The sequence below is a fragment of the Flavobacterium sp. MMS24-S5 genome (assembly GCF_050320125.1).
GTDB classification, from domain to species: Bacteria; Bacteroidota; Bacteroidia; order Flavobacteriales; family Flavobacteriaceae; genus Flavobacterium; species Flavobacterium tyrosinilyticum.
Genome location: NZ_CP190016.1, coordinates 1,187,381 through 1,200,142, shown reverse-complemented (window position 1 = coordinate 1,200,142; position 12,762 = coordinate 1,187,381). Strand labels below are relative to the sequence as shown.

6 protein-coding genes and 2 pseudogenes are annotated in these 12,762 nt (G+C 33.2%); 2 read left to right on the top strand and 6 right to left on the bottom strand.

Features of this window, described 5'->3' with window-relative positions; translation table 11 throughout:
- Nucleotides 1-28 precede the first annotated feature (28 nt).
- The 6 genes and pseudogenes from ACPWTF_RS05265 to ACPWTF_RS05240 all read right to left on the bottom strand — a co-directional run bounded on the left by ACPWTF_RS05265 (nucleotide 29) and on the right by ACPWTF_RS05240 (nucleotide 9,847).
- Complete coding sequence (locus ACPWTF_RS05265) at nucleotides 29-4,081, bottom strand: PAS domain S-box protein (protein ID WP_427874703.1); 4,053 nt, start codon at nucleotides 4,079-4,081, stop codon at nucleotides 29-31.
- A gap of 89 nt (nucleotides 4,082-4,170) precedes the next feature.
- The gene (locus tag ACPWTF_RS05260) at nucleotides 4,171-4,968 is read right to left on the bottom strand and encodes a hypothetical protein (RefSeq protein WP_379795210.1); all 798 of its coding nucleotides are present in this window, start codon (nucleotides 4,966-4,968) and stop codon (nucleotides 4,171-4,173) included.
- Between the two features lie 121 nt (nucleotides 4,969-5,089).
- Nucleotides 5,090-6,415, bottom strand: a pseudogene (locus tag ACPWTF_RS05255) (aldehyde dehydrogenase).
- 77 nt (nucleotides 6,416-6,492) lie between these two features.
- Nucleotides 6,493-7,182 carry an RluA family pseudouridine synthase gene (locus ACPWTF_RS05250; RefSeq protein ID WP_427874702.1) on the bottom strand — a complete coding sequence of 230 codons (690 nt, stop codon included), beginning with the start codon at nucleotides 7,180-7,182 and terminating at the stop codon, nucleotides 6,493-6,495.
- 176 nt (nucleotides 7,183-7,358) lie between these two features.
- The gene (panB, locus tag ACPWTF_RS05245; RefSeq protein WP_095928867.1) at nucleotides 7,359-8,177 is read right to left on the bottom strand and encodes a 3-methyl-2-oxobutanoate hydroxymethyltransferase; all 819 of its coding nucleotides are present in this window, start codon (nucleotides 8,175-8,177) and stop codon (nucleotides 7,359-7,361) included.
- Nucleotides 8,178-8,418: 241 nt separating this feature from the next.
- Nucleotides 8,419-9,847: pseudogene (locus ACPWTF_RS05240) on the bottom strand (L-serine ammonia-lyase).
- A 292-nt stretch (nucleotides 9,848-10,139) separates the two neighbouring features.
- Between ACPWTF_RS05240 and ACPWTF_RS05235 the strand changes: the two are divergent.
- The gene (locus tag ACPWTF_RS05235; RefSeq protein ID WP_427874701.1) at nucleotides 10,140-12,287 is read left to right on the top strand and encodes a cation:proton antiporter; all 2,148 of its coding nucleotides are present in this window, start codon (nucleotides 10,140-10,142) and stop codon (nucleotides 12,285-12,287) included.
- Between the two features lie 13 nt (nucleotides 12,288-12,300).
- On the top strand, nucleotides 12,301-12,759 hold the full coding sequence (locus ACPWTF_RS05230) for a hypothetical protein (protein WP_427874700.1): 459 nt from the start codon (nucleotides 12,301-12,303) through the stop codon (nucleotides 12,757-12,759).
- The last annotated feature ends 3 nt before the right edge of the window (nucleotides 12,760-12,762 follow it).

The following is a 12,762-nucleotide window of genomic DNA, read 5'->3' as shown; positions in this document are numbered from 1 at the left end:
ACTGCGACCGAGACTGAAAACTAAAAAATCACCCCAGCCATTTAACTAGTGCTTCTTCAACACTTCCTTTCATAATTGGTTTAGAAATGTAATCATCCATTCCGGCCGAAATACATTTGTTTCGTTCCTCTTTTTCAGCGCCTGCCGTAACAGCGATTATAGGAACATCACGGCCCTTCTTGGTATTTCTAATTGCTTTTGCAGTTTCATAACCATTCATAATTGGCATTTGGATATCCATAAAAATAATGGTCGGATTAATTTTTTCAAATTGTTGAATGGCTTCGTATCCGTTTTCACATTCAAAAATAAAAGCATTATTATACAGGTTTTTTATAATTGTTTTAAGAAGAAGCATGTTTACTTTGTTATCTTCTACAATTAAAAAGGTAATATTGTTGTCGTTTGTCTCAATTTCGTCGGCATCTAAGTTAATATTCAAACTTTTAAGCTCGGCATTGTATTTATCATTAATGCTGTGATTGCTTGTTTTTAAATTTAAATCAAAGAAAAAAGTACTTCCTTCGTCAATTTTACTTTCTAGCTGTAAACGGCTTTCCATTAAAGCAAGCAATTGGTTAGATATCGTTAAGCCTAATCCTGTTCCTCCAAATTTTCTTGTTGTTGAGCTGTCTTCTTGCAGAAAAGCTTTGAATATTTTTTTCTGATTTTTTTCAAGAATTCCAATTCCGGTATCAATTACAGCAAAACGGATAACGTAATGGTTGCCATGGTTCTTTTCTAAAACCGAAACGTTTAGTTTGATGGAACCTTCTGTTGTAAATTTAACCGCATTTGAAAGCAGGTTAATCAAAATTTGTTTGAGACGAACAATATCTGTCCAGATATATTTAGGAACATCGGGATCAATATTCAATTCGAGTTCCAGATTTTTTTTATTAGACTCATAAACAATTAAATCGAAAACTTGGCCTAAGATTTTTTTTATGTCATACAAATCAATAAAAAGCTCTAGTTTTCCTGCTTCAATTTTTGAGAAATCCAAAATATCATTTATAATTTCAAGAAGGGAATGAGCCGATTGGTTAATCGTGGTCATATATTTTTCTTGAATTTCCTCCAAATCCGTTTTCATTAATAAGTGTGTAAAACCAATAATTCCGTTTAGAGGAGTTCTAATTTCGTGCGACATATTAGCCAAGAAGTCAGATTTTGATTTGTTTGCCGCTTCAGCAAGCTGTTTGGCTTTTATCGCATCTTCTATTTCTTTTTTACTTGTAATGTCAAAATAGATTCCGCCCACAAATTCAATTTCATCGTCTCGCTTAATTACATCTCCAAATTCTTCTATCCAAATAAATTCGCCACTTTTGCGCTGAATGCGATACACGTTATGTAAAGGCATTCCGTGCTGTAGATTATCGATTTGATTGTTAATTACTTCTTCTTTATCATCAGGATGAATTAACGATAGAAAAGACAAATTATTTTCAATGAATTCAGATTTTGAATATCCGGTAAGATTTAAAACTTCATCGTTTAAGAATATTTTGGTCGAGAAAGCATCAAATTTTGATAAATAAACGGTTCCAGGAATATTGTTTGCAATCAGTTTAAATTTCTCTTCGCTTTCAATAATCTTAGTTTCATTTCGGTTTCTTTCTAATGCCGATGAAATATTATTTGCCAATACCTGAAAGATGTTTATTTCATCTTCAGTCCATTTTCTTTCGGTTGTACAATCATCAAAACCAATAAAACCTGTAAAAAGATCATTAATGTAAATAGGTAAGATTAAGATAGATTGTATTTCATTGTCAATGAGAAGTTTTTTGAAAAAACCTTCATTAAGATTTCTTGTAAATATATTTAGGATTTTTCTTTGCGATGCCACATCATATATTTCTTGAAGATTTTGTTCTGTCATATGATGCAAAGGGGTAATTTGATGGACAACCCCCTCTCGTGACCATTTATATTTTTGACTTACAGTATTATAGATTACATCTTTTTCGTAATAATACATATGATCTACTTTGGCTGCTTTTCCAATAATATTGAACGTTTCCTGAAACATTTGATGAGTCGTTTTGCTTAGCAGAAACTTCTCTGTACATAAAGAAAGTGCGGATAAAAGCTGGCTTTTAAGTTCTAATTTTCTTTCTGCCTCTAAACGCATTTGTGAAGAAATGGCAAGAGAAATTACATCTGATATGGTTCTCGCATAATTAATGTCTTCATTGTCCCATTCTCGCTTTTGTTCTGTGCTTTCAAAACAAGCAACACCTGCTAATTGCCCTGTTAAAAAAATAGGTACATCTAGCATTGATTTGATGTTATTTTTTGTAAAATAAAGCTTTTGAAACTCAGATGTTTCCAATTTGTTGAATACATCTGGTGCGTTAATAATTGCTTTATTGTTTAAGGTTTCAAAATAAATAGGATAGGACTCTTTATTTAGAATGTTTTTGTCGCTTAAACTTTGATTGTCAAGACTAAAAAGATTTTTACAGGTAATTAAATCATTGTCATATTTCCAAAAGCTTACGCGGTTAGTGTTGCTTATAGAAGCCGCTTCTTTTAATATTAAATCGATAACAGTGTTTAATTCGTCGTACTTGCTAAAATCTGTTGTTGATAATTTTTTGGTTGAATTATTATAAGCTTCAATTTTTTTAAGGCGTCTTTTTTTCTCGTTTTCGATGTTTTTTTTCTCGGTGATATCTCTTGCAATTCCAGAGAAACCAATTGTTAATCCTAATTCATTTTTACGAACAATAATTTTTTGAGACATCCATATTTCGTCACCATTTTTCTTCAAAATAGGAATTTCAATAATGGGATAATTATTTTCATTAAGAACCAAATTTTCGTAAAAATCTACAGCACTATTGATGTAATTATCATGAATAAAATTGGAATAATGCTTTTTGATTATTTCGTTTTGAGAATATCCAAGAGCAGAAATACCAAATTCATTTATAAAAGTAAAATGACCTTCTGCGTCTATTTCAAAAATAATATCGGTGGCCGTTTCGATTAGGTTTTTGTATTGATCCTGAACAATAACTTGTTCGGTAACATCTTGTCCAATGCTAATAATTAAATCGTCTGAAAACTTTTTATCTTTCCACTGAATGTATTTGTATTCGCCGTTTTCAGTTTTTAATTTTCTAATATAAAGTTTGTTTTCTTGGTCTCTAACAGGATTGAATTTTTCTTCTGATTCTAAATCTTGGGTTAATTCCCAGAATTTCAATCCCATAACCTGATCGGGCTGGTATCCTAAAATAGGAGTTACGGTTTCGCTGCAGAAAAGTATTTCACCTTTTTGATTGGATGCTATTGTAAGTGAATTTCCTTTATGGACGATTTCGTTTGCAAATCTAAAATTGTCGCGATTGTTTAATAAAACTGCATATTTTACTTGATTTATAATGAAAATTAGAATGCAGAAATTAAGCAGTAAGATGGAAGATTTTATTGGAATAAGTTGAAGTGCTAATGTCGTAATTAGAAAGGTAAACGTTAAAGCAACAAAGGCCCAATAAATCTTTATGGGTTTAAGGATGTTGTACGAAAAGAAAAAAGAAATCAGGAAAACAATAATGGGTACAACATCATTTTTTAGTGTAACAATGTTGTAGGCTACGTAACTGATGTAAATAAAAAAGCTGGAAATAAAAATCTGCTGGATTTTATCTCTTATCCATTTAATTTTTTCGGTTATCGTATAAATGATAAGTACCAAAACCCCAATTGAAACATTTACAATTAAGAGGCTTTTGGGTCTTATTTTGAAAATTTCATTTATGATTTCAATTACAATTACCGCAATACCAAAAAATAAGATATAAAGCTGGTATTCTCTTCCAACAGCATCTTGTTCTTTCTTCTTTTCGATGAAATATCCAATTTTGGCTTTAATTCTAAAAAAATGATAAACTAAGAGCGAAAGGAAAGCAAAAAGTGATAAGCCTAAAACAAAAAGTTTATGGTTATTGTAGTAAATGATATCGGAATTAAAAACATACCATCCAGTCATAATTGATTCTAAGGTACTCCCAATAGTGGAAATTCCTGAAATAACCGAATTGAAAAAACTATAGTTTGCGACCATAGAATTTGGAGTATGTTGGTTTAGTAAATAGCCTTTTGAAAATTCTTAAAAGAAGTGGTTAATTTCTCGGTAAATAAGAATTTTCGGTTTTAATCTACATTGTATTTTCCGATTGAATCAATTGAATCTTCTTCTTCAGATTGTGTTCCGAAAATGGCAAAATAAGTCGCATAAATCATAGAGCTGTTAAAAACAACCGTAAATATGATTCCGACGCAACAGCCAATAAATCCAACCATTGAACCAAGAAAACCTATGATAAAAAAAGCAAATATGTTAAGCGGATTTTTTGTAACGATAATAAGGCTAGATTTTATAGCATCTATAGCTTTAAGGTTTCCAAAAACAATTAATGGAATGGAAAGGTACATAAAGTAAGAAACCATAAACGAAATGATGTTTCCAACAAATACAATTCCCGAACTTTCGATTAAATTGGCAATCGCAGTTCCTAAAATTGCTGGAATAAAAGCAGCAACAAAAATTTGTGCAAAATAGGGTGCTTTGTAATAAGTGAAAATAGTAGAAACATTGAACTCAATATCTTTGTCTGCAGAATCGGCCATTTTTAGGAAACCAGCACCAAAAGGAGCTGTAATTCCTGCAACCAAAGAAACAGCAACGGTTTGAATTACGAGTTGAATTGAAGTGAATTGTTGATTCTCAAAATTTTGAATGAAATCTTTCGTCATCGCCTCGGCACCAAAATAGGCAATCATTATACCCATAAAAGCGACGGCTGCAATAATTGAAAAAACTAGGATGATAAGTCCTGAGTAAAGCGCTATTTTTTTATAATTTTCGAAAGCGTGATTAAAAACTGTAGCAAAATCAAGGGAAAAGCCATTTTTTTTAATGTCCTCAATTTGGTTAAGTGTAGATTTCATTTTTATGTAAGATTGTTTTATAGACTTGTAATATTTGAAAGGTATCTTGACGTAAATATAATATTTTTAATCAATTCCGTATAAAAATCTACAAAACATTCCAAAATGTTTTTAGCTGCTGTTACAGCCAGTCTAAAATTCGTTTTATTGGCCAATTTGTCTTTGTAAGGAGCGTAGCGCATAGGCAAATCAAGCCAATTGCCTTTTTTTACAATTGCTTTATGGTGAGAAAATGTGTCGAAGCTTCGTTTACCATGATAAGCACCAATTCCACTATATCCGACACCGCCAAAAGGCAGTCTGTTGTTAGAGAAATGAATAACGGTATCGTTGATACATCCGCCTCCGAAAGAGTATTTCGAAATTAATTTCTTTGCAAAGGAATTATTTTCGCTAAAAATGTAAAATGAAAGAGGTTTCTCATAACGGCTCACAACATTTTCGATGTCATTTTCATTTTCGTAAACAAGAATCGGCAAAATAGGCCAAAGATCTCTTCTTTCATAACGGCACTGTCCAAATCTGGTTCTTCAAGAAGAGTAGGCGCAATATAAAGTTGGCTAGCATTGCTTTCTCCACCAAACAAAATGTGCTCACCTTGAATCATATTGGTCAAGCGATACCAGTTTTTTGTATTTATAATTCGAGCAAAATCGAGAGATTTGTCAATTTTTTTCCCGTAGGCTTTTATGATTTCTTCAATCATATAAGAAATGAAATTGACTTTCATGTTTTTTTGAATTAGAATATAGTCGGGTGCAATGCAAGTTTGTCCTGCATTGATAAATTTTCCCCAGACAATTCGTTTGGCAGCTAGTTTTAAATTGGCTGTTTCATCAATAATGCAAGGGTTTTTTCCGCCTAATTCAAGAGTAACCGGAGTTAGATTTTCGGCTGCCGCTTTTGCAACAATTTTACCAACAGCAACGCTTCCTGTAAAAAAGATATAATCCCAGCGCTGCGCCAATAGTTTATTAGAAACATCAACACCGCCTTCAAAAACTTCTACGTGCTTAACGTGAAACGTTTTTTCTATAATTTTTGCAATTATAGCAGAGGTGTGAGGGGTAAGTTCAGATGGTTTTAAAACGACTCTATTTCCTGCAGCAACTGCAGCTACGAGCGGACTCAAAGCAAGCTGAAAAGGGTAATTCCATGGAGCAATGATTAATACATCTCCATAAGGTTCTTTGTAAAGATAATCGGAAGAGGGAAAATTAAGCAGAGATGGAAAAACACGTTTTGGTTTTGCCCATTTATTCAGGTTTTTAATCGTATCCTTAAGTTCCGAAATAACGTAATTCGTTTCGGTTAAAACAGCTTCGAACTCTGGTTTTTTAAAGTCATCATATAAAGCTTTTACAATTAAATCTTCGCTTTTTTGAATATTATACAATAACTTTTTGAGAGTTTCCTTTCGATATCCGATGTCGCTTTTAAAGTCCATTTTTTTCGATTTGCTTGTTTTTTCTCTATGCAAGTTAATCGATAAAATTTAAAAAATTAACAATTAAATCATAAAAATCAGACAGCATTCCAAATAGGATCATCTGGAGTAGGGGCAATAATTGTAATATTCTCTTTTGAAACAGGATGGACAAAAGTTAGTTTTCGTGCATGAAGATGGATGCCTCCATCGGGATTGCTTCGGTCTGCGCCATATTTTAAATCTCCTTTAATTGGCGATCCGATTGCACTTAATTGTGCACGAATTTGATGATGACGACCCGTATGCAAATTGATTTCCAGAGTGGTATAATTCTGAAGTTCTTTTATTATAGTGTAATCTAAACTGGCTAATTTGCTATCTGGAACTTCTTTTAAATGCGCTTTTGAAGTGTTGTTTTTTTCGTTCCTTTTTAAATAATGAACCAATTTTGCTTTTTCGTCTTTTGGTTTATTTTTGACAACAGCCCAATATGTTTTTTGGGTTTCGCGATTACTGAACAATTCATTCATACGCGATAAAGCTTTGCTAGTTCTAGCAAAAACAACAATTCCAGTTGTAGGTCTGTCTAGACGATGAATAACCCCCAAGAAAACATCTCCAGGTTTATTGTATTTGGCTTTGATATATTCTTTCACAACATCAGACAAAGGTTTGTCGCCCGTTTTATCACCTTGTACAATATCGCCCACACGTTTGTTGACCACAATAATATGGTTGTCTTCGTGCAGAATTTGGAGATTGTTTTTGTCTGAAATAATTTTCATTTTGAAGTGAAATTTTAAATTGAAAAAGTTTGGCTAAAGCCTTTAATATGTCTTAAAAATAAACCTCCAGCTAAAGCTGGAGGCAATTCATAAAAATCTTTGAACCTTTGTTGCTTTGTCTCTTTGAGCCCAAAAACTTAGAACCTTAGCAACTCAGAACTTTAGTATCTTAAAAATTAATATTGTTCCTTTTCGTTAGGAAAATCACTAGCCTTAACATCTGCAGCATATTGACCAATTGCTTTCGTCATTTCGTCGTAAAGATTTAAGTAGCGACGTAAGAAACGAGGGCTGAATTCATTGTTCATTCCTAACATATCGTGAATTACTAAAACCTGACCGTCAACACCGCCTCCAGCTCCAATTCCGATTACTGGAATAGAAATGCTTTCAGCTACTTTTTTAGCTAGATCTGCTGGGATTTTTTCTAAAACAACAGCAAAACATCCTACTTTTTCAAGCATTTGAGCATCTTCAATCAATTTTTCAGCTTCTTCTTCTTCTTTAGCGCGAACACTGTAAGTTCCGAATTTGTAGATCGATTGAGGTGTTAAACCTAAGTGCCCCATTACAGGAATACCAGCATGTAATATTTTTTTAATAGATTCTTTAATTTCTTTTCCGCCTTCTAATTTTACAGCATGAGCCCCACTTTCTTTCATAATTCTGATAGAAGAACGCAAAGCTTCTTTTGGGTCAGATTGGTAACTTCCAAAAGGCAAGTCAACTACAACTAAACCTCTTTCTACAGCGCGAACTACAGAAGAAGCATGATATATCATTTGATCTAAAGTAATTGGCAAAGTCGTTTCGTGACCAGCCATTACATTTGATGCCGAATCACCAACTAAAATTACATCGATACCAGCGGTATCAACAATTTTTGCCATTGTATAATCATACGCAGTAAGCATAGAGATTTTCTCTCCGTTGCTTTTCATTTCAATTAATGACTTTGTTGTGATTCTTTTATAATCTTTTTTTGCTACTGACATTTTAATGTTTTTTTGATGTTGTAAAAGTATTGAATAATTGTAAAAAGGGAATTAGCAATTATAGAATATTTCGAGAGAAAATGGTTTTCGGTCTTTAAATCCTAATAGAAATGGACTGTTTCCTATTACAATAGAGTAATTGTGTAGTAATTTTTGAGGTTTTTGACAAAGACTAAAGGTTTTAAGAATGATTTTTTATCAGTCTAAAACCTTTAATCTCTAGCATTAGTTATTTTAAGTTTTAGCAATCAGCCATGTTTACAGCAATTGCAAGACCTCCTTCAGAAGTTTCTTTATATTTTGAATTCATATCTTTTGCTGTTTCCCACATGGTGTTAATCACTTTGTCTAATGGAACTTTAGCATTTTTAGAATCGGTTTCTAAAGCTAATTCAGCAGCGTTTATGGCTTTAATGGCACCCATTGTATTTCTTTCGATACATGGAATTTGAACTAAACCGCCAATAGGATCGCAGGTTAAACCTAAATGATGTTCCATGGCAATTTCAGCAGCCATAAGAACTTGAGCAGGAGTTCCGCCCATTAATTCGCAAAGAGCAGCCGCAGCCATCGAAGACGAAACGCCAATCTCAGCTTGACATCCGCCCATTGCTGCAGAAATAGTAGAACCTTTTTTAAAGATACTTCCAATTTCACCAGCCACCATCAAAAATTGTTTGATTTCTTTTTCGCCTGCATTATGGTTTTCAATAACCATGTAGTACATTAAAACAGCAGGAATTACACCCGAACTTCCGTTGGTAGGAGCAGTAACCACACGGCCTAAAGAAGCATTTACTTCATTAACTGCAAGGGCAAAACAGCTCACCCATTTTAAGATTTGACGGAATTTAACTTCAGTTTTTCTAATTTCTTCCAACCAGCTTTGCGGGTCTAGTGTAATTAGATAATCCAATTAAGTTTTGGTGCATATCAAAAGCTCTTCTTCGTACGTGAAGTCCGCCTGGAAGAATTCCTTCAGAATGGCAACCAATATACATGCATTCCAACATCGTATTCCAAATACGCATTAATTCAGAATGCACTTCGGCTTCTGGACGCATCGAAATTTCATTTTCGTATACAATTTCAGAAATCGATTTGTTTTCAGTAACCGTATAATTTAATAATTCTGCGGCGTTTTGAATAGGATAAGGAAAGGCACATTTTATAACCTCTTTCAGTTTGGCATTTGTACGTTCTTCTTTTACCACAAATCCTCCTCCGATTGAATAAAAAGTAGATTCGTATTCTGAATCATCAGGCTTGTAAGCCGTAAATTTCAATCCGTTTGCGTGAAACGGAAGAAAGTCTTTATTAAAAACAATGTCTTGAAGAAAAAAGAATGGAATCACTTTTTGGTTGCCCAAATTGATTTCGTTTGTGGTTTCGATTTTTTTAATAATTCCTGCAATATCCTCTACAGGAATATATTCAGGATCTTGTCCGCTTAATCCTAACATTACCGCAAGATCTGTTGCGTGGCCTTTTCCAGTTAAAGAAAGCGAGCCATATAAATCGACTTTTACCCTTGTAATATCGTTTAAAATTGCTTCTTCTTTCAATTCTTCTAGAAAGCGTTCAGCAGCGCGCCAAGGACCGAAAGTGTGTGAGCTTGAAGGGCCAACGCCAATTTTAAGCATATCAAAAACAGAGATACATTCTTCCATTGTTCATTTTTTGTTAAGACAAAGATAATCGAATAATGCAATGATGATTTCTTTTTTAATGTTAATCTTGCGTATTTGTTAAAATAAATATTAAAATTTAATAATTCGGCAACGAAATAAATTTAAAACCTTAATATGCACTTTCCGTAAAAAGTTCGTGTTTTTTAGGTATTTTTGTAAAAGAACGACTTGTATTACTCGAGTCTTTATTATTAATACTTCATGGATTTTGTTTTAATTCTGAAAACGTCTTTTTACAAATAATAATGCCACAAGAAGATAAAGTTACCCTATGATAGAATTTTTCAGACATCTATTACAAGAATTCGAATTACCACTAAGCAATCCAGTATTGATTTTTTCATTAATACTATTTATAATCCTGCTTTGTCCCATTTTACTAAAAAAAATAAACATTCCTGGAATTATCGGACTTATTATTTCTGGGGTTATCATTGGTTCGCATGGATTAAATATTCTGGCTAAAAACTCTGCGGTAGATTTATTTTCTACAATCGGGCTTTTGTACATCATGTTTATTGCGGGTTTAGAATTGGATATGAACGAGTTTAAAGCCAATAGAAATAAGAGTTTGCTCTTTGGCTTTTTCACCTTTATTCTTCCGCTTTCAATAGGATTTCCTGTTTGTTTTTATTTGTTGAAATATGATTTTAATGCGAGTTTCTTAACGGCAAGTATGTTTGCTACACACACTTTGGTCGCGTATCCGATTGTGAGTAAATTAGGAATTGCTAAAAATCAAGCTGTTGCCATTACGGTTGGAGGAACTATTTTAACAGATACTGCCGTTTTAATTATTCTGGCAGTAATTATGGGAAGCAGTCAGGGAAATCTAAATCAGGCATTTTGGGTTAAATTGATCATTTCATTGGCGATTTTCTCTGCTATTATGTTTTTGATTATCCCTCGTGTAGCAAAATGGTTTTTTAAGAAGTTAGAAAGTGAAAAACACGCCCACTATATTTTTGTGCTTTCTGTCGTTTTCTTTGCTGCCTTTTTGGCTGAAGTGGCAGGAGTAGAGCCCATTATTGGAGCTTTCGTTGCAGGTTTGGCTTTGAATCCGCTGATTCCGCATTCTTCCGCTTTGATGAACAGAATTGAATTTATGGGGAATTCGTTATTTATTCCGTTTTTCTTGATTTCTGTAGGAATGCTAGTGGATGTAAGCGTTATTTTGAGCGGACCAACAGCTTTAATAGTGGCTGGAACTTTGAGCGTTGTAGCGATATTTGGAAAATGGATTGCGGCGTTTTTTACTCAAATTGTTTTTAAATATACCCGAACAGAAAGACAGCTTATTTTTGGATTGAGCAGTGCGCACGCCGCGGCAACTTTGGCTGTAATTTTGGTCGGATTTAAAGCAAAAATATTAGATGAAAATATTTTAAACGGAACCATTATCCTAATTCTGATTACGTGTATTGTAGCTTCTTTTGCAACTGAAAAAGCAGCGAAAAAAATTGCCATCTGCGAAGAAGAAATTTCACATGAAGACGCAGACAGAGATCAGATCTTAGACGAACATATTTTGATTCCGTTGGCAAAATCGTCTGCTGCAGCAAGTTTGTTGGATTTTGCGCTTTTGATCAAAGATAAAAAATCATCAAATCCGGTTACTTTATTGACGATCGTTCCAAACAATAATCAGGCGGAAAAGAACATTTTAAAATACAGAAAAGCCGCCGATAAATTTGTAATTCAAGGATCGGCTTCAGAAGTGAAAATTAATACTATTGCCAGAATCGATCACAATCCTGCGAGCGGAATTGCAAGAACTTCTAAAGAAATCATGTCGGATATTGTGATTGTCGGTTGGCCAAGGAAAACAGGATTTATTGATAAAATCTTTGGAGAAAATGTAGATTCGATTATCAATAATGTAGATAAGACTTTATTTATCTGCAGGTTTCAAAAGAATTTTATTGAAGAAAAAAGACTGGTTTTTATTTGTCCGCCATTTTCAGAAAGAGGAATTGGTTTTCATTTGCTAATGCAAAAAGTGAGCCGTTTGGCACAGGAATTAAGTATTCCGATTGTGATTTACGGCGAAGAGAGAACCTATCAGGCTATTCAGCAGATTGCTTCTAATTTAAAACTGAACAGCAAATTTGGTTTTAAAAACATTTCGGATTGGGAAGATTTTGAAAGCATCTCTGATGAAATAAAACCAACCGATTTAGTGGTTGTCAATTTATCTCGAAAAGGTTCTGTTTCATATCAATCTATATTTGATAAATTACCAACGAAGTTTGAAAAATATTTCGACAGCAATAATGTAATGCTTGTTTATCCGCAAGACGATAGGAAAGAAAGTGCAATGGATGCTTACGAAGATTTTACCGCATCGCCTTTGGCAAAAGGTATCGAAGCAATAGAACAAATTGGACGCGGTTTGGGAAGTATTTTGAAGAAAAGCTAAAAATCTGATTTTCATGAAAATCTCAACTATTTTGCTTGTTTTGGCTTTCGCTTTTATTGCTGTAAATTGTAATAAAGTAAAAGAAGAGACGAAATCAAATTCTGAAATTGCTATTAAAAGTGATAGCATTGCAAAACCCATAAAAAAAGAATTGCCTGAGAATTTTGACGAGTTCAATAAAAAATTCCATTCTGATTCTCTTTTTCAAGTTTCAAGAGTTGATTTTCCGATCGAAGGAAAACATGTTTCTGGTTTTGAGCAATACAATTGGACAAGAAAGAATTGGCAGTTTCAAGTAATTCCTGTTGCTGAAAAAACAGAAATTGAAGAATACCAGCATTCATTAGTAAAAACAGATACTTTAATCACAGAAAAATTTTGGATTCCAGATAGTGGTTTTGAAGTAGAAAGACAATTTAAACTGATCGGTAATAAATGGTTTTTAATTTATTATAACGACATAAATTTATAGTAA